The organism is Litchfieldella qijiaojingensis (assembly GCF_014651875.1).
In the GTDB taxonomy this organism is placed as follows: domain Bacteria; phylum Pseudomonadota; class Gammaproteobacteria; order Pseudomonadales; family Halomonadaceae; genus Litchfieldella; species Litchfieldella qijiaojingensis.
The window spans coordinates 275,326-292,694 of record NZ_BMXS01000001.1 but is presented as its reverse complement, the minus strand read 5'-3'; the positions used below and the strand labels follow the sequence as shown (position 1 = coordinate 292,694).

Below are 17,369 nucleotides of genomic sequence, written 5' to 3'. Positions count from 1 at the left end.
TTACCCTTTGTAAAGACGCGGGTTCATGACATCTCGCAGCCAGTCGCCCAGCAGATTGATGACCAGTACTAGCACCACCAGTACGGCTCCGGGAATCAAGGTGATCCACCATGAACCGGACTGGATGTAATCGAAACCGGACTTGATCAACGACCCTAGCGAGGGATGGGTCTCCGGCATGCCCAGCCCCAGGAAGGAGAGGGCGGCCTCGGAAATGATGGCGTTGGCGATTTGCACGGTCGAGATCACGAACACCGGCGACAGTGTGTTGGGCAGCACGTGGCGGAACATGATGCGTCGGCTGCCAAGCCCCATCACGCGTGCTGCATCGACATACTCCTTGCTTTTTTCCGCCAGCACCGAGGCGCGTACGGTACGTGCATACTGGGGCCATTCCGCCAACCCGATGATCAGAATCAGCATCAGCACCGCATACTGACTGTAGAAGCTACTGCCCAGCGTGGCCTTGACCACCGCGCCTACCACGATGGCCACCATCAATGTCGAGAATGACAACTGGATATCGGCCAAGCGCATCAGGATTGCATCCACACGACCACCCAGGTAGCCGGCCAGGAGGCCAAAGGTCACGCCCAGGATGGCTTGCAGGATCACCGCACCGAAACCGATCACCAGCGAGACGCGGGTTCCGTAAAGAATGATCGATAGCAGGTCACGCCCCTGAGCGTCGGTTCCCAAGGTGTAACGCTCGACGGCACCTTCGATCCAGAATGGGGGTAACTCGGAGTCGAGGATATCGATCTGGCTCAGGTCGTAAGGATTCGTCGGTGCCAGCCAAGGAGCCATGAATGCCGCCAGCACCAGGCAGAGAAAGATCGCCAGGCATAACTGTGCGCTCCAGGTCCGCTTGAAACTGTACAGCAGGTAGGAATCGCGAAATCTGGCCCAGCGTGTGGGAATGGATAGTTGTGTCGTCATGCGGGCTTACCGGTCAGTTTGACGGTGGGATTCACCAGGCCGTAGATGAGGTCGACGATGGTGTTGGTGATCACGAAGATCACGCCCACGATCATCAAATAGGCCACGATCAGCGGAATGTCGGCACGATTGATAGCATCCAGGAACATCAGGCCCATCCCTGGCCACTGAAAGACGGTCTCAGTGAGGATGGTGTAGGCCACCATGGTGCCGATCTGTACACCACCCACGGTGATCACCGGCAGCATGGTGTTCTTCAGCGCGTGCACGAAGTAGATGCGCCATGGCGAAATCCCTTTGGCGCGAGCAAACTTCACATACTCCGACTGCAACACCTCCAGCATTTCGGCACGGATCAGGCGAATGAACAGCGGTAGCATGATCGAGGCCAGGGCAATTGAAGGCAGCACCAAATGCCGCAAACCGCCGGCACTGAACAGGTTCGAATCCCAGTAGCCGAATACGTGAACCAGGTCCTGGCCACGTCCGAAGGAGGGCATACCGCCCTGAGTCGACAGGGTAGCGTTGAGCCAACCTCCCCAGGCAGTGCCTTCCGGAAAGAGAGTGACCTTCATGCCGATCGAGAAGATCTGGATCAGCACGATGGCGGTGAGGAACACCGGCACCGAGATGCCGACGATCGAAGCTCCCATGAAAAAGCGTGAGATGGGCGAACGAGGCTTGATGGCACTATAGACACCGATCGGCACCGATAGCAGCACGATGATCAGTGTCGCCCCGAACACCAGCTCCAGGGTGGCGGGCAAGTGGCGGGCGATGACATCCAGCGCCGGCTCACGATAGAAGTAGGAGTATCCGAAGTCTCCCTGGATCGCGTTACCGGCGAAACGCAGGTATTGCACATGGAACGGATCGTTCAGTCCAAGGCGCTCGCGCAGGGCTTCGCGCTCACTTTCGGGGACCGACTGGCCCACCATCTGTTGAATGGGGTCACCCAGGTTGTCCTGGATGGCAAAGGCGATCACGCTGATGACGAGCATCACCAATATGGCGTGCATCAACCGCTTGGTCAGAAAAGCAATCATGGCTTGCGCCACCTTTCAAGGAGAGTCGTGACAATGCTCCGCCATCCCCCGGTGACTACCGGAGGACGGACGACATGCTTGAAGAATAGGTCTATCAGTTGGCGTCTTCGACGACCAGATCGCCCAGGTAGGGGAAGTCGATGGCGTTGAGTATCGGTTCGACATCGACACCATCGCGTGCCGCGTAGGCCAGGTTCTGCCAGTGCAGCGGGATGTAGCCGGCATCGTCATACAGCATCCGCTCGGCTTCGCGCAGCATTTCCTGACGCTTCTCAAGATCCGTCTCGCTATCCGCCGCGGCTACCAGTGCATCCAGTTCTTCGTTGCAGTAGCTGCCGTAGTTGTACTGTCCCGCGCCGGTGTCCGCGTCGATACAAGCACTCAGGTACTGGAAGAAGTTGGCACTGTCCTCGGTGTCCGAGTGCCAGCCGATCATCGCCATGTCCGACTGACGGGTATCGTATTCCGGCCAGTACTGGGCTAGCGGCATGGTGCGCAGGTTAACGTCGATATTGATCCGCGCCAGCATGTTGGCTACCGCCTGAGCGATCTGGGCATCATTCACGTAACGATTGTTGGGCGCGATCATGTCGATCTCGAAACCTTCCTCATAGCCGGCTTCGGCCATGAGCTCCAAAGCGCGGTCGACATCATAGCGTGGCGTGAGCTCCGGATTGTGTCCGGAATACCCCTTCGGCGAGAACTGGGCCGCTGGGGTAGCAAAACCGCGCATCAGACGCTGAACGATACCTTCCTGGTTGATGGCATAGGCCACCGCCAGACGCACACGGGGATCCTGGAAGGCCTCGACCCGTTCCTCGTTCAACTGGAAGCCGATGATGCGCGTACCGGGGATCTCGACCAGGTTGACACCATTGCCCTCACGTACGCGGTCCAGGTCGTTGGGCGGTACATGGTCGATGAAATCGACGCCACCGGAAAGCAGAGCCGCCACGCGGGAGGCATTTTCGCTGATAGGGGTGAGCACGATATTGTCGACGTTCCCCGGTGATTCGCTATCCCAGTATTCATCGAAGCGCTCGAAATTGACTCGAACCCCCTGACGACGCTCGGTGACGATGAAGGGGCCGGTACCGGAGACATTGCGTGACGCGAATGAATTGCCGCTCTTGACGATCTCGGCCTTGTCGTCGCCATCATCGGTGGTGCCGTTATAGAACTCGCTATCCATGGGGAAGATATAGGTCGCGAGATTGAGCAATATCGGATACGGCTCGTGGGTGGTGATCTCCACGGTGGTGTCGTCGATGGCCTCGGCACTGGCGATCGGCTCGAAGATGGCTTTGTAGTCCGGGCTTTCCTTCAGACGCTCGATGGTCCAGACCACGTCCTTGGCAGTGAACTTGTTGCCGGAATGGAAGGTGACATCGTCGCGCAGGGTCATGCGCATGGTCGTGTCGTCGACCTGCTCCCACGAGGTGGCCAGGCGTGGCTCGAAGTCGAAATCCTTGGTCCAGCGCACCAACGGATCGAAGGAAAGATGCGAAAAACGCAGCATCCCACCAGAAAGTTGCTCGTGAATGTCAAGTGTCTCGGGATCGGCGCTGTAGCCGATACGCAGGGTGGTATCGGCATTGGCCGTCATGGGCAGCAACGCAGCACCGGTCACGGCGGCGCCCACCAGGGTGGACAGCAAGGTCTTGTTGAAGGTCATGGTGATCCCCATTTATCGATTGTTATCGGCTGCCGCGAGAATTCGCGGCAACTAGTGGTGCACCATAGTCAGACGGCTATCCACGTAACAATCGAAATAGTGACAAGCGTCATTCGCTCCGTGAATGACGCCTGCCTCGCAGTCGTTTTCCGCGGGAATCAGTCGGCGCTGCCTTCGGCGGGTACCAGTCGGTCGATACGGTAGAGTTGCGGCACCTGGTCGAGCCCCTCGACGGTACATCCGAGGTCGGTTATGCGACCATCGTCCAGACCGTAGACCCAGCCATGCACGGCCAGCGCCTGACCGCGCTGCCAGGCGCGCTGGACGATCTTGGTGCGGCACAGGTTGTCGACCTGGGCCTTGACGTTGAGCTCGCACATGCGGTCGACCTGTTCGTCGATGCTGAGATGCTCCATGGAACGCCGATGCCGGCTGTAGAGGTCGCGCACCGAATGCAGCCAGAAATCGACGATACCGCATTCGCCTCCTGCCACCGCGGCACGCACGCCGCCGCAACCGTAGTGACCGACAATCATGATGTGCTTGACCTTGAGCACATCAACGGCGTACTGCACCACCGACAGAGCGTTCATGTCATTGTGATGCAGCAGGTTTGCCACGTTGCGATGCACGAAGACCTCGCCGGGAGGCAGGTCGACGATCTGGTTGGCGGGAACCCGGCTGTCCGAGCAGCCGATCCATAGGTAATCGGGATTCTGCTGCTGAGACAGCCGAGTGAAGAAGTCCGGGTCTTCACGGCTAACGTTTTCGGCCCACTGTCGGTTTCGATCAAGCAATTCCTGCATTTCTTGTTTCATGGTCGAGGTCCTGCAAAGACATGACGTAACCGGCAGGGAAGCCCCTGCCAGGCATTCAGGATGGCGCTTTTTTACCTTCATGGCGACAGGGGGTCAACGGTCGCCACTCCCGACAGCCCACTATGACTGGTATCATTTCAGGCATTCTTCGTTAGTCTCATGTTCCAGGAGTCCAATGTGTCCGAGTTCGACTACGATCTCTTTGTCATCGGTGCCGGGTCGGGTGGCGTGCGTGCCGCTCGCACCGCGGCGGCCAGCGGGGCTCGCGTCGCCATCGCCGAAGACCGCTACCTCGGCGGCACTTGTGTCAATGTCGGCTGTGTGCCCAAGAAACTCTACTCCTATGCCGCCCATTTCCACGATGCTTTCGAGGACAGCTCGGGATTCGGCTGGGTCCTGCCCGAAACGCCGCGTTTCGACTGGGCAACGCTGCGCGACAACAAGATCGAGGAAATCAAGCGCCTGAACGGTATCTATGGCCGCTTGCTGGAAGGGGCAGGGGTGCGCCTGATCAATGGTCGTGCCAAGGTGCTCGATGCCCACCGGATAGAGGTCGCTGGCGAGACCCTCAGCGCCGAGAAGATCCTGGTCGCCACCGGAGGCTGGCCCTGGGTTCCCGACTTCCCGGGCAGCGAGCATGTCGTGAACTCCAACCAGGTCTTCGACCTGGAGCGTTTTCCAGAGCGTTTCCTGGTCTTGGGCGGCGGCTACATCGCGGTCGAGTTCGCCAGTATTTTCAATGGGCTGGGCAGCGACACCCACCTGATCTATCGCGGTGAGCTTTTCCTGCGTGGCTTCGACCGCGAGGTGCGTGAGTTCACCCGCGACGAGATGACCAAGAAGGGCGTTCAACTGCACTTCGAGACCAATATCGAATGCATCGACAAGGTCGATGGCGGTTTGCTGGTGACCCTCACCAACGGCGAGCGTCTCGAGGTCGATGCGGTATTGGTCGCCACCGGGCGCAAACCCCATCTCGCCGGCCTGGGACTCGACCGGCTGGATATCGCCTTGAATGACAATGGCTCGATCAAGGTCAATGAACGCTACGAGACGTCCGTGCCTTCGATCCTCGCGCTGGGGGATGTCACCGGAGGGCCCGAGCTGACACCAGTCGCACTGGCCGAAGCCATGCATTTGGTTCAACACCACTTCAGCGACAACCCGCCGCGCCCACTAGACTACCAGAACATCGCCACTGCGGTATTTTGCCATCCAAATATCGGTACCGTCGGCCTATCCGAAGAGGCAGCGCGCGAGCGGTTTGACGCCATTCGCGTCTATCGCACCGACTTCCGCCCGATGAAACACACCCTGTCGGCTAGTGACGAGCGCTGTCTGATGAAGCTTATCGTCGACGACGTCAGCGACCGCGTGGTGGGGGCACACATGGTAGGCGAGGAGGCCGGCGAAGTGATCCAGGGCATTGCCATTGCCGTGCGGGCCGGCCTGACCAAGGCCGATTTCGATGCCACCGTGGGGATCCATCCGACCGGTGCCGAGGAGTTCGTCACCATGCGCAGCGTCACACGCCGTTGAAGAGGGAACAACGGTCGTCATCTGTCAGTCATCAGGATCTGTCATCTTCAAGGCCACCAGCGCGGTGGCCTTTTTGTACTAGACTTACCAAGCAGATATGAGGAAAGTCAACGCACATGGTATAATATCGTTTTATGGATTTTGCGTTTAGCGATAAGAGCCTCTTTGAAATATGCATAAGCCCTTGTTATAATAAAGCGCAAATTCGCCAACAGCGAAGCATACTCATGAACCTATCGACACAGCCCTTCACTACTTCCGCCGACTTGGCGCGCCCGAGCGTAGCGGACGCAGTAGTCGGCAATGCCAAGACTCCGCTGTTCATCCGCAAGCCCAATCCCGACGATGGTTGGGGTATTTACGAATTGGTCAAGGCATGCCCACCTCTCGACGTGAATTCGGCCTATGCCTACCTGCTACTGGCGACCCAGTTTCGCGATACCTGCGCCGTGGCGACCAACGAGGAGGGCGAGATCGTCGGTTTCGTCTCCGGCTACGTGAAGAACAACTCTCCGGACACCTATTTCCTGTGGCAGGTCGCCGTGGGCGAGAAGGCACGGGGTACCGGCCTGGCCCGGCGCCTGGTGGAAGCCGTGATGAGTCGGCCGGAATTGGCTGAAGTCCGTCATCTGGAAACCACCATCACCCCCGACAATGAAGCATCGTGGGGGCTTTTCACCCGACTGGCGGACCGCTGGCAGGCTCCCTTGAACAGCCGAGAGTACTTTTCCACCGATCAGCTCGGCGGTGAGCACGATCCGGAAAACCTGGTGCGCATCGGCCCCTTCCAGCCCGAACATATCTGAATGCTCACCCCGTTTCATTCTGCTGGCAGCTGGCCTGGCACGTTGGCTGCCACCCCTTCCTTTTGTCCATCGACCAGGAGGTCATGATGCAAACCCAGATTCTCGAACGCATGGAATCGGAAGTGCGTACCTACTCGCGCTCCTTTCCGGTCGTCTTTACCGAAGCCAAAGGAGCGCGCCTCACCGCCGAGGATGGCAAGCAGTACATCGACTTTCTCGCCGGCGCCGGAACACTCAACTACGGCCATAACCATCCCAAGCTCAAGCAGGCATTGATCGACTATCTGGCCAGCGACGGCATCGTGCATGGCCTGGACATGTGGACCAAAGCCAAGCGTGACTACCTGGAAACCCTGGAAGAGGTGATCCTCAAGCCGCGCGGCCTCGAATACAAGGTGCATCTGCCAGGCCCGACCGGCACCAACGCCGTGGAAGCCGCCATCCGTCTGGCGCGGGTGGCTACTGGCCGCCATAACATCGTGTCCTTCACCAACGGTTTTCATGGTGTGACCATGGGGGCGCTGGCGACCACCGGCAATCGCAAGTTCCGTGAAGCAACCGGCGGTATTCCCACCCAGGGTAGCGCCTTCATGCCATTCGACGGTTACCTTGGCGAGGGCGTCGATACCCTCGACTATTTCGAGAAACTGCTCGGAGACAACTCCAGTGGCCTCGACCGCCCGGCAGCGGTGATCCTGGAGACGGTACAAGGGGAGGGGGGTATCAACCCGGCCAGCACGGAATGGCTGCAACGCCTGGAGAAGCTCTGCCGGTCCTACGAAATCCTGCTGATCGTCGACGACATTCAGGCTGGATGCGGCCGCACCGGCAAGTTCTTCAGCTTCGAGCATGCCGGCATCACGCCGGACATCGTGACCAACTCCAAGTCGTTGTCCGGTTTCGGCCTGCCGTTCGCGCATGTACTGATGCGGCCCGAACTCGACAAATGGAAGCCGGGGCAATACAACGGGACCTTCCGGGGCTTTGGCCTGGCCATGGTCACGGGTACTGCGGCACTGCGGCACTTCTGGAGCGACGACACTCTAGAGCGCGATGTCCAGCGGAAAGGGCGCGTGGTCGAGGATCGCTTCCAGCAACTGGCCGCCTGGCTGAGCGAGAAAGGCATACCTGCTTCTGAACGAGGCCGCGGCCTGATGCGTGCCTTGGATGTCGGTACCGGCGATAACGCCGACAAGATCACCGCCGAAGCCTTCAAGCGCGGCCTGGTGATCGAGACGAGTGGCCACGACGGCCAGGCCGTCAAGTGCCTGTGCCCGCTGACCATTAGTGACGAGGACCTGATCGAAGGGCTGGACATTCTGGAAGCCAGCATCAAGCAGGTCTTCGGTTAACCAAAGAACGATAGCGGCCAAGCGTGGCCGTGGGCACGTCGGGTGTCCGTTTCGGCCCGAGAGACAATCGGGCCGTTTTTCTATTTGAATAGCGAGGCCATCATGGCACGCTGGATTAGGAGGAATTTTCGATGATCGTGCGCAACCTGGAAGAAGCCCGTCAAACCGAACGTCTGGTCAAGGCCGAGAACGGCAACTGGGACAGTACGCGACTGGTGCTCGCCAACGACGGCGGTAATTTTTCCTTCCACATCACCCGTATCTACGAAGGCACCGAAACCCATATCCACTACAAGCACCATTACGAGTCGGTGTTCTGCATCGAAGGCGAAGGTGAAGTCGAGACCCTGGCCGACGGCAAGATCTGGCCGATCAAGCCCGGCGACATCTACATCCTCGACCAGCACGATGAACACCTGCTGCGTGCTCACAAGACCATGCACCTGGCCTGTGTGTTCACACCGCCGATCACCGGCAACGAGGTACACCGCGAAGACGGTTCCTACGCGCCGGCCGACGAAGGCGAAGCCGACGACACGAAGCCGCTCTAAAGCGATCGTGACAGTCAGATACCAGAATCCAAACCCCGATGACATTTCATCGGGGTTTGTTCGCAGCTGGCCTATGACTTCGCATAATGTATATTATGTTAAATTTCCTACAAGGAAGCCATCAGCTTGAATCACCCACCGAACTTGGCCAGTTCATTAGCACTCACGGAATTGGACAGCTCTTCAACTGCACCGTAACATTCGCCGGACAGTAACGCCCGCTCAGGGATACATCAGGAATCCTTCAAGGAATGTCCTTTGCCATGCGAATTCGGCATCTTCTGTTTTCCACGACTCTAGTGACCACCAGTCTGCTGGCCGGCTGCGCATTCACCCAGACATCCGCCGAACCCGAGCCCATTCCCCCCTTGGATTCGCAGACCTTCGAGAACCGCATCGATCAGCTCGAGCAACGCTTGGCCGACCGTTGCGACCTGCAGCAAGCCGCATTCGAGGACCATACCGAACAGGCCCGCTCGCTGTTCACGGAAGTTCGTGAGGTCGGCAGCCAGGTGCGCCATCTTCGAGCAGACGTCAAGCGTCTTGGCGAAGAGCCGGCGGTGGTCACTGCGCAGTGCGACGAAGCCGAAGACAGTCTGCTGCACAACAAGGAAGTCTTGGGGCGCAGTGAATGGATCGGCCTGCCGGATGTCGGTACCTATCTGAAGGCACGTATCGATACCGGCGCCAACACCTCATCGCTATCGGCCAAGGAGATTACCCGCTTCGAGCGTGATGGCGAGAATTGGGTGCGCTTCAAACTGGCCCTGACCGAGGACGATGTCGCCGTCGAGCAGGTTCTCGACCAGTGGATCGAGGCACCGGTGGTGCGACGTGTGCGTATCACTCAGGCAGCCGGCAATCATTCACGCCCAGTGGTCAGCCTGCTGATGACCCTGGGTCCGATCCGCGAACAGGTGGAGTTCACGCTCAATGACCGCACCCACCTCAATTATCCTGTGTTATTGGGACGTCGTTTCATGATGGACATCGCCATCATCGATGTCGCTCAGCGCTATATTCATTCCCGTCCGGAATTCCCCGGCGGAGCCCCTTCCGACCAGGCCAGCAAAGACGAAGTCGGCGACGACGAAGACGATACGGCCGAGACCAGCGAATAAAGGACGCCATGTCACGCTTACCTTTCTATCTCTTGACCGGCTTCCTGCTGGTTGCCGGTATCGCGCTCAGCATCCATCGCCATGTTCAGTTCGAGGTTCCCTGGGTGCCGGGCGAACAACGCCAGGTTTGGGAAATCGAGTCTCAGGTTACCTTCAGCGCCCAAGGTGGGCCGGTCATCGTCGATATGGCATTGCCGACTCATCAACAGGGCTTTCGTATCTTGACCGAGAATACGGCTTCCTCGGGGTATGGCCTGTCGTTCCTCGAGGACCAGCGCGGGCGACGGGCGCAATGGTCGATTCGCCAAGCGGTCGGAGCACAACAGCTCTATTATTCCGCCCAGTTGCTGGTGACGCCGGATGGTCGGGTACCTGAGACTCCGATCCCTCCCCTGCCCCGTGATATCGTCTGGGAAAGGCCGTTCGATACTGCGGCCAGCCAGGTCATCGAACGCGCCCATCAGCGCAGCGCCGATTCCATTACCTTCGCTCGAGAACTGGTGCGCGACTTCACCGGTGACCGCCAAGGCGAGAACGCCCGGCTGTTGCTGACCCAGTTCGAGCGCACACCATTGCTGGTTCGCCTGCTCAACGAAGCTGGAGTGCATGCCCGCGAAGTCAGTGGCTTGTTGCTGGAGGACGGTCGCCGGCGTCAGAGCCTGACTTCATGGCTGCAGGTCTTCGATGAGGACGGTGGTTGGGTGCTGTTCAACCCCAATACCGGGGAGCAAGGACAGCCCGATAACCTGCTGTTGTGGGAAGACCGCGGCCAAGCGGTGCTGGAGGTTCAAGGCGGGAACAACTCGAATGTCAGTTTTTCGATGATCCAGCACAATCAGCCGGCCGCAGCCGCCGTGCGCAATCAGTTGGCCGATGACACGCTGCTGAATTTCTCGATTCATAGCCTGCCGCTCGAAGAACAGGCACTCTTCCAGACCATCCTGCTGATCCCTATCGGCGCGCTGGTAGTCGTCTTCCTACGCGTGTTGGTTGGGATAAAGACCTCAGGAACCTTCATGCCGGTGCTGATCGCCCTGGCGTTCATTCAGACATCCCTGATCACCGGACTGATCGGCTTCCTGCTGGTCGTATCGGTCGGCCTGGTAATTCGAAGTTATCTCTCGCACCTCAACTTGTTACTGGTGGCGCGAGTCTCGGCGGTGATCATCACGGTCATCGCCATCATCTCGATCTTTTCGGTGCTCTCCTACCGGTTCGGGCTCAATGCCGGGCTGACCATCACGTTCTTCCCCATGATCATTCTCGCCTGGACCATCGAGCGCATGTCGATCCTGTGGGAAGAGGAAGGTCCGAAGGAAGTGCTGATCCAGGGCGGTGGAAGCCTGTTGACCGCGGTGTTGGCATACCTTGCCATGAATAACCCCTGGGTGAGGCATATCACCTTCAACTTCCTGGGGGTACAAATGATTTTAATGGCATTGATTCTGCTGCTGGGCAACTATACTGGCTACCGGCTGCTGGAGTTGCGGCGTTTCAAGCCGGTAACGGAGGATTGACGACATGCGCTCATGGACTTCGCCCGCGAAATTGCGCGCAAAGGGAATCATCGGTATGAACCGGCGTAACATCCGCTACATCGGCCGTTACAATGATCGCCACCTTTATCCGCTGGTGGACGACAAACTCAAGACCAAACTACTGGCCCACGAGTACGGCATCACCACTCCGGCATTGATCGGTACCGTGACCACACAGTTCGGCGTCAAGCACATCACACAGATGGTCACGGGGCTTCCCGGCTTCGTCATCAAACCGGCCAAGGGCAGTGGCGGCAAAGGCATCCTGGTCATCGAGCGCGTGGAAGAGGACGTCTTCATCAAGCCCAGTGGAGCACACCTGGATCGTGAGGACCTGGAACGCCACGTTTCGAATATCCTCTCGGGGCTGTATTCATTGGGGGGCACCCCAGATGTGGCGGTAGTCGAGGCCCTGATCAATTTCGATGAAACGTTTGCGGAATACACCTACGAGGGTGTCCCGGACATTCGCGTGATCGTGTTCAAGGGCTATCCCGTCATGGCGATGATGCGCCTATCCACTGCCGCCTCGGATGGCAAGGCCAACCTGCACCAGGGTGCTGTGGGAGTGGGCGTGGATATCGCTAGTGGCACGGCCTTGCGCGGCGTTCAGTTCGACCGCTCCAGAAACGACCACCCGGATACCGGTCATGAACTGGCAAGTCTGCGTATCCCCGGTTGGGAAATGCTGCTGACGCTGGCCGCAAGTTGCTACGAAATGACCGGGCTGGGTTATCTTGGAACCGATATGGTCCTCGATCGCGAGCATGGTCCCATGTTGCTTGAGCTCAATGCGCGTCCAGGGTTAGCAATTCAGATGGCCAATGGCGAGGGCCTACGTCCACGCCTCGATCTGATCGAGCGCCAGGCCGATGGTGCCGATGTCGCAGCGCGGGTCGCCTTTTCGCAACGCCATTTCGCGCGTAGCGGCGAACTCCAGCCCGTCCCGGTCCCAGTGGCGGAGCCCTGCCCTGCCTGAAGGCCCGCGCGCCTGGCTGCCGGCGCGCGGGACACGTAGAATAGGGGTTCACGTTAGACGACCAGGCCTCTCATGCCCGATACCCGTGACTTGATGCAACAAGCTGAACGCCAGTGCCAGCAACGCGGTGTGCGTTTCACGCCGATCAGGCGCCGTGTGCTCGAGATGATCGCCGCCAACCAAGGCGGTCTCAAGGCTTATGACCTGCTCGACCAACTGGCCACGGAACACGCATCGGCCCGCCCTCCGACGGTTTACCGTGCACTGGACTTCCTGATCGAGCAGGGGCTGGTGCATCGCATTGAGTCATTGAATGCCTATGTCGCCTGTCCTTGTCCCGAGCATGCCCACGGTTTTCAGTTGTTGATCTGCCGTCATTGCGGTCGTGTCGAGGAGTTGCATCTCGATGACGTCAATGCCCAACTCACCCAACGTGCTCGTGATCTCGGCTTTCGCGTCGAGCGCCAGACCATCGAGCTGCTGGGTGGTTGCGATTCTTGCAAGGCAGCGGACCGCTGAACCCTTTAACAGCCGGATGCAATGACATGAGTGAACTCTTCAAACGATTGGAAAGCGCCTCTCCTGGCACGCGTCGCTCAGCCGATGAACTGCTTGACGCCATTGCCTGGAACGTTGATGGCCTGATCCCGGCGATCGCTCAGCAACACGACAGTGGCGAAGTGCTGATGATGGCATGGATGAATCGAGAATCACTGCAAGAGACCCTGACCACGGGCCGTGTTTGCTACTGGTCACGTTCACGAGGCAAGCTGTGGCGCAAGGGTGAGTCGTCCGGTCAGGAACAGCATCTGCGCTCGGCACATCTCGATTGCGATGGCGATACACTGCTACTTGGCGTCGACCAGACCGGCCCCGCATGCCATACCGGGCGGCGCAGTTGCTTTTACGTGGCGCTGGATGCGACTAGCGGCGAGGTCGACAGCGCCCCCTTAGTCGATCCCGCTGAACTCTATCGGAGGACGTGATGTGCCGTGGTCGCCGAGGCCTGGGAGACTCCGCGGCCAAGCTGCTGTCGTGGCCGCTAATTGCCTTGATCAAGGTTTACCAGTACACGATCAGCCCCCTCCTTGGCCCGCGCTGCCGCTTCTGGCCGAGCTGCTCGCAATATGCGTTGGAAGCGATCCGCATTCACGGACCGCTCATGGGTGGATGGCTGGCCTTGAAGCGAATTCTCAAATGCCATCCCTTGCATCCCGGTGGTATCGACATGGTACCGCCAGCCGATGGCAAGAAGTGCACATGCGATCATCCCCACCCCGAACGGGACCGAAAATGAAACAGGCTGGGTATTCCTTACGCCGCCTGGCTTTCGGCCACTTGGTAGATCCGACCCAACATGGCATGCAAGCCATTACTGCGTGTCGGTGACAGGTGCTTGTCGAGCCCAAGTTCTTCAAGGAAGCTAGGCTCGGTGGAGACGATTTCCTGAGGCGTGCGGTCGTTGTAGATCCGCATCAGCACCGCGATCAGCCCCGAAACGATAGCCGCATCCGAGATGGCATCGAAATGCAGGCGCCCACCGTCCAGGCGATGGTGCATCCATACATTCGACTGGCACCCTTCGATCTTGGTCTCGGCACTCTTCCATTCATCCGGGAATGCCGGGAGCTGCTTGCCCATGTCGATGATGTACTGGTAACGATCCATCCAGTTGTCGAACATTTCGAATTCGTCGACCAGTTCGGCTTGGGCATCTAGTGCTGTCATGATCTCTCCTCTTGCTGACTAGGTTGTGTCCGAAAACTGTCTGCGCTTGCCCATGCGGCGTTAAAAATCATCTCAAAATGCTCATTTACACCCACGTAAACTCCGCTTTCTCGATGTTTTTTGCCTTGCCTGGCCTTCGCTCGCCGACTTTTCGGACATAACCTGGCACCATTATAACGGTTCGCTACCCGGCTCGTCGCGTCGTCTCACTCCATGGCCAGCAAGCTGACGCTGCCACTCCTCGGCTTCGGTATGCAGGTAGCGTGCGGTGGTATCCAGCCGCGAATGTCGTGCGGTCTTCGCTAGGTAGCGCAACTCCACCCCGGCCTGTGCCTGGTGCGTGATGGCGGTATGCCGCAACCAGTGGGGAGAAGCGCGCCGCAAGATATTCGCCATGTGCAAGGCGCCCTCGCCCACCTCGCTTTCCAATGCTTGCGCGGCCTCCTCGAAAGTCGTCTTGATCAACCGATAGAGCTGATTGTCACCTACACCACGTTGACCATTCAGCGAGCGTAGCAGTGGACCGTCGTCGTCGGGCTCTGGTCGTGCTGTCAGACCCAGTGCCATTCGCCATTCACCGAGCAATTCCAGCATGTCAGGAGGCACCGGCACCCGTGCCTGCTTACCGCCCTTGCCTACCACCTGCCACCACCAGTGCCCCTCGCGCCTGATGAAATCGTTCATTCTTGCATCGGCCATCTCGCTGATGCGTGGTGCAAGCAGATAGGCGAAAGCGAAGATCAAGCGGCGACGTTGCCATAGCATCCACTCCCGCCGACTCGCCTCCTTTGATGGTAACCGCTCCAGCCATTGCCATAACCACTCCCACAGCGGCCGCTCCAGGTAACGCTCGATGCTCGCCTGGCGGTTATCGAGGCGCCGCCGCTTGCCGCGCATCAAGCGGAACGGGTTGTGCTCGATCCACCCTGCCTCCACCAGCCAACTGCATAACCCCTGCAGGATCACCAGGCTCTGGCGACGGCTCGAAGCCGACAACGGCTGGCGAAAGGGACGCCACTCCGAGTGATCGCGCGGTCGCGTTGGCCCGATCCAGTGATCGGCTGGCCTCGGATCCGCGAGAAAGGCATCGAAACGCGCCAAGTGATCGCGACGCAGATCTCTCAGCCCTAGCCCTTGCGACTGTAGCCACAGCAATAACCGCTCGGCCTCCTTGCGATAGGCTCGCCAAGTCTGCGGGCTGTTGCGGTATTCGGCCAGCCAGGCCCCTACCGCTTCCTCATCGGTACCGGCAGCGATATGCCCCCGGTAAGCCGTCACGTTCGCCTCAGGAGCAAGAAGCCACTGCCCTTCCCCTTCTATTCCATTGGCCGGTATCACCGGCCGATCTCCTTTATCCAGCACAATTCCTCTTTTCCATCGATTCCATGGCGTGTGGCGTTACCCCTTCATGCATCAACCATATTGTCACCTTTGTACCGTCAAATAATCAAGATAAGCCGCGTAATCATGAATTTTACCTTCCAAAAATAAATAAAATTACGTATTACGTAAAATGTAATAATCTTTATTCCTTTCCGAGATGCCGCTATGCTGGGATCATTCAGGCTCTGTGCCCGGCAAGAAATTCGACCGAGGAGAACGAGATGGCACGCACAGGAGTGCAATACGAGGATGTGCAACGGGCGATCGGCACCCTGCTTCAACGCGGTGACGCGCCTAGCGTGCAGAAAGTGCGGGAAATACTCGGCACGGGCAGTTTCACGACCATCAGCGACCATCTGCGGGAGTGGCGAATTCAGCGCGAGCAGAATCGCGATGCCCCTCCGCCTCAAGCCTTGCCCGAAACCCTGCAGACCCTGACCCAGGAACTCTGGGCCAGAGCACAGGAAATCGCTGCCGAAGGCTTGGCGCACTATCGTGAGGAAGCCGATCGTCGTGTGGAGGAAGCTCGCGAAGAGGCAATGTCGGCCACTCGTCAGGCCGAGGACGCCAGACAGCGTGAAAGCGCCCTCGCCGATCATCTGGCACAGGTTCAAGCGCGACTCGAGGAACGCGGAGCGCAACTGGCACGAGCGGAAGCCGAGCGTGATGCCATGGCCAGCCAGGAAGCTCAGTGGCAGGAACGCATCACCAAGCTGAAGGAGCAGCTCCACCAGCTTCAGGAGCGTAACGAACGCCAGGCCGCCGACCATCAGCAAGCGCTGCGAGAACTCGAGAAGCAGCACCAAAGCCAGCTCGACCAGGAAGAACAGCGCCACGAAGCCGCGGAATCGCGACTGATGGCCCTGCTCGACGCCGCTCGCCAGGAACGCCAGGCGGCAGACAAGCAACACACTCGGCGCGAGTCTCAATGGGAGAAGCGCGTCGTCGAGCGTGACCAGGAACTGCAGGCACTACGCCAGCGCCTCACCGAGGAAGAGCGGAAGCGTCAGGAACAAGCACGGGAGTTGCAGCATCACCAGGATCGCGTGCAGGATCTGCAGCGCGAACAGGCCAAGCTCGAGGACGCGCTTACGGAAAAGACCCGCACGGCAGAGCGCCTACACGAACAGCTCGAACAGGCCGAGGCGAGGCTGGCCAAGGTGCCACTGCCGCCTTTCGTTTATTGAACACCCCAAACCGCCAAGGGCCACCGCGATAGGTGGCCCTTGGGGTAAATAAAGCGAGATAGCGGCGTGGTCAGCGGTAATAGGCCTGACTGGTGTCGGAGTGGTCAGTCACATCGCGAATGCCGGCCAGTTCGGGAATTCGCTCCATCAGCGTCCGCTCAACGCCTTGCTTCAGGGTCAGGTCGACTGCGGCGCAGCCTTGGCAGCCCCCACCGAACTGCAGTACCGCCACGTTCTCGTCGGTGAGCTGGATTAGTTTGATCTCGCCGCCATGAGCCGCCAAGCCAGGGTTGATCTCGCTGTAGAGCACATAGTTGACGCGATCCTCGAGCGGGCTATCGGCGTTGACCTTGGGCATCTTGGCATTAGGTGCCTTGATGGTCAGTTGCCCGCCCATGCGATCGACATTGAAGTCGACCACGGCTTCTTCGAGGAAGGGCACGCTGTGCTTATCGAGGAAGACGGCGATCTTCTCGAGCTCGAGTTTTTCGTCGCTGGGCTCTTCCTCACCGGGGCGGCAGTAGGCCAGGCAGGTCTCGGCATAAGGCGTGCCCGGCTGAGTGATGAAGATGCGCACCGCAATGCCCTCGACGTTCTGCTTCTCGAGCAGTTCGGCGAGGTAGTCCTGGGCACTGTCAGTAATCTGGATAGGTTGGCTCATGTTGCGGAAATCCTGACGCAATGACGATATTTCCTCCCATGGTAAG

Annotated in this window: 18 protein-coding genes; 11 read left to right on the top strand and 7 right to left on the bottom strand. The window is 59.0% G+C overall.

The annotated features are described in order from the left end of the window. The 4 genes from IE093_RS01480 to can all read right to left on the bottom strand — a co-directional run bounded on the left by IE093_RS01480 (position 1) and on the right by can (position 4,478). Entirely contained in the window at positions 1-939 is a 939-nt protein-coding gene (locus IE093_RS01480; RefSeq protein WP_189465334.1) for an ABC transporter permease, read from the bottom strand. Next, positions 936-1,985 carry an ABC transporter permease gene (locus tag IE093_RS01475; protein WP_189465331.1) on the bottom strand — a complete coding sequence of 350 codons (1,050 nt, stop codon included), beginning with the start codon at positions 1,983-1,985 and terminating at the stop codon, positions 936-938. The genes IE093_RS01480 and IE093_RS01475 overlap by 4 nt, the downstream gene beginning before the upstream one ends. Positions 1,986-2,079: 94 nt before the next feature. Further along, positions 2,080-3,660, bottom strand: a complete 1,581-nt coding sequence (locus tag IE093_RS01470; protein WP_189465329.1) for an ABC transporter substrate-binding protein — start codon at positions 3,658-3,660, stop codon at positions 2,080-2,082. 158 nt (positions 3,661-3,818) lie between these two features. Continuing rightward, a complete protein-coding gene (gene can, locus IE093_RS01465) occupies positions 3,819-4,478 on the bottom strand; it encodes a carbonate dehydratase (protein WP_189465327.1) in 660 nt (219 codons plus the stop codon). A gap of 177 nt (positions 4,479-4,655) precedes the next feature. Between can and gorA the strand changes: the two genes are divergently transcribed. The 10 genes from gorA (at position 4,656) to yidD (ending at position 13,661) form a co-directional block, all read left to right on the top strand. Next, positions 4,656-6,017 carry a glutathione-disulfide reductase gene (gorA, locus tag IE093_RS01460; protein ID WP_229803147.1) on the top strand — a complete coding sequence of 454 codons (1,362 nt, stop codon included), beginning with the start codon at positions 4,656-4,658 and terminating at the stop codon, positions 6,015-6,017. 227 nt (positions 6,018-6,244) lie between these two features. Further along, positions 6,245-6,823, top strand: a complete 579-nt coding sequence (ectA, locus tag IE093_RS01455) for a diaminobutyrate acetyltransferase (RefSeq protein WP_189465321.1) — start codon at positions 6,245-6,247, stop codon at positions 6,821-6,823. 86 nt (positions 6,824-6,909) lie between these two features. After that, positions 6,910-8,175 carry a diaminobutyrate--2-oxoglutarate transaminase gene (gene ectB, locus IE093_RS01450; protein WP_189465318.1) on the top strand — a complete coding sequence of 422 codons (1,266 nt, stop codon included), beginning with the start codon at positions 6,910-6,912 and terminating at the stop codon, positions 8,173-8,175. 131 nt (positions 8,176-8,306) lie between these two features. Beyond that, positions 8,307-8,726: an ectoine synthase gene (locus IE093_RS01445; protein WP_189465315.1), complete on the top strand. Its 420-nt coding sequence runs from the start codon at positions 8,307-8,309 to the stop codon at positions 8,724-8,726. A gap of 263 nt (positions 8,727-8,989) precedes the next feature. Further along, positions 8,990-9,847: an ATP-dependent zinc protease family protein gene (locus tag IE093_RS01440; RefSeq protein WP_189465312.1), complete on the top strand. Its 858-nt coding sequence runs from the start codon at positions 8,990-8,992 to the stop codon at positions 9,845-9,847. 8 nt (positions 9,848-9,855) lie between these two features. After that, positions 9,856-11,364 carry a UUP1 family membrane protein gene (locus IE093_RS01435; RefSeq protein ID WP_189465310.1) on the top strand — a complete coding sequence of 503 codons (1,509 nt, stop codon included), beginning with the start codon at positions 9,856-9,858 and terminating at the stop codon, positions 11,362-11,364. A gap of 4 nt (positions 11,365-11,368) precedes the next feature. Next, a complete protein-coding gene (locus IE093_RS01430; RefSeq protein ID WP_189465306.1) occupies positions 11,369-12,364 on the top strand; it encodes an alpha-L-glutamate ligase-like protein in 996 nt (331 codons plus the stop codon). Positions 12,365-12,436: 72 nt separating this feature from the next. Beyond that, the gene (locus tag IE093_RS01425) at positions 12,437-12,883 is read left to right on the top strand and encodes a transcriptional repressor (protein ID WP_189465304.1); all 447 of its coding nucleotides are present in this window, start codon (positions 12,437-12,439) and stop codon (positions 12,881-12,883) included. A gap of 26 nt (positions 12,884-12,909) precedes the next feature. Continuing rightward, positions 12,910-13,350, top strand: coding sequence for a phosphoribosyl-AMP cyclohydrolase (hisI, locus tag IE093_RS01420; protein ID WP_189465301.1), 441 nt, complete (start codon positions 12,910-12,912; stop codon positions 13,348-13,350). Continuing rightward, a complete protein-coding gene (gene yidD, locus IE093_RS01415) occupies positions 13,350-13,661 on the top strand; it encodes a membrane protein insertion efficiency factor YidD (RefSeq protein WP_189465299.1) in 312 nt (103 codons plus the stop codon). Before hisI ends, yidD begins: the two co-directional genes overlap by 1 nt. Positions 13,662-13,678: 17 nt before the next feature. On the opposite strand, the gene IE093_RS01410 is transcribed toward yidD, so the two are convergent. Together IE093_RS01410 and IE093_RS01405 are read right to left on the bottom strand one after the other, a co-directional pair. Beyond that, positions 13,679-14,092: a SufE family protein gene (locus tag IE093_RS01410; RefSeq protein WP_189465296.1), complete on the bottom strand. Its 414-nt coding sequence runs from the start codon at positions 14,090-14,092 to the stop codon at positions 13,679-13,681. A 171-nt stretch (positions 14,093-14,263) separates the two neighbouring features. Continuing rightward, the gene (locus IE093_RS01405; protein ID WP_229803182.1) at positions 14,264-15,370 is read right to left on the bottom strand and encodes a tyrosine-type recombinase/integrase; all 1,107 of its coding nucleotides are present in this window, start codon (positions 15,368-15,370) and stop codon (positions 14,264-14,266) included. Positions 15,371-15,696: 326 nt separating this feature from the next. On the opposite strand from IE093_RS01405, the gene IE093_RS01400 reads away from it, so the two are divergent. Next, positions 15,697-16,662, top strand: coding sequence for a DNA-binding protein (locus tag IE093_RS01400; protein WP_189465289.1), 966 nt, complete (start codon positions 15,697-15,699; stop codon positions 16,660-16,662). 70 nt (positions 16,663-16,732) lie between these two features. Here IE093_RS01400 and nfuA read toward each other — a convergent pair whose 3' ends face one another. After that, a complete protein-coding gene (gene nfuA, locus IE093_RS01395) occupies positions 16,733-17,323 on the bottom strand; it encodes a Fe-S biogenesis protein NfuA (protein ID WP_189465287.1) in 591 nt (196 codons plus the stop codon). Between the last annotated feature and the right edge of the window lie 46 nt (positions 17,324-17,369).

Coding starts and splice junctions, on each gene's coding strand:
- IE093_RS01480 (WP_189465334.1), bottom strand. CDS start 939: ATGACGACACAACTATCCATTCCCACACGCTGGGCCAGATTTCGCGAT.
- IE093_RS01475 (WP_189465331.1), bottom strand. CDS start 1,985: ATGATTGCTTTTCTGACCAAGCGGTTGATGCACGCCATATTGGTGATG.
- IE093_RS01470 (WP_189465329.1), bottom strand. CDS start 3,660: ATGACCTTCAACAAGACCTTGCTGTCCACCCTGGTGGGCGCCGCCGTG.
- can (WP_189465327.1), bottom strand. CDS start 4,478: ATGAAACAAGAAATGCAGGAATTGCTTGATCGAAACCGACAGTGGGCC.
- ectA (WP_189465321.1), top strand. CDS start 6,245: ATGAACCTATCGACACAGCCCTTCACTACTTCCGCCGACTTGGCGCGC.
- ectB (WP_189465318.1), top strand. CDS start 6,910: ATGCAAACCCAGATTCTCGAACGCATGGAATCGGAAGTGCGTACCTAC.
- IE093_RS01445 (WP_189465315.1), top strand. CDS start 8,307: ATGATCGTGCGCAACCTGGAAGAAGCCCGTCAAACCGAACGTCTGGTC.
- IE093_RS01440 (WP_189465312.1), top strand. CDS start 8,990: ATGCGAATTCGGCATCTTCTGTTTTCCACGACTCTAGTGACCACCAGT.
- IE093_RS01435 (WP_189465310.1), top strand. CDS start 9,856: ATGTCACGCTTACCTTTCTATCTCTTGACCGGCTTCCTGCTGGTTGCC.
- IE093_RS01430 (WP_189465306.1), top strand. CDS start 11,369: ATGCGCTCATGGACTTCGCCCGCGAAATTGCGCGCAAAGGGAATCATC.
- IE093_RS01425 (WP_189465304.1), top strand. CDS start 12,437: ATGCCCGATACCCGTGACTTGATGCAACAAGCTGAACGCCAGTGCCAG.
- hisI (WP_189465301.1), top strand. CDS start 12,910: ATGAGTGAACTCTTCAAACGATTGGAAAGCGCCTCTCCTGGCACGCGT.
- yidD (WP_189465299.1), top strand. CDS start 13,350: ATGTGCCGTGGTCGCCGAGGCCTGGGAGACTCCGCGGCCAAGCTGCTG.
- IE093_RS01410 (WP_189465296.1), bottom strand. CDS start 14,092: ATGACAGCACTAGATGCCCAAGCCGAACTGGTCGACGAATTCGAAATG.
- IE093_RS01400 (WP_189465289.1), top strand. CDS start 15,697: ATGGCACGCACAGGAGTGCAATACGAGGATGTGCAACGGGCGATCGGC.
- nfuA (WP_189465287.1), bottom strand. CDS start 17,323: ATGAGCCAACCTATCCAGATTACTGACAGTGCCCAGGACTACCTCGCC.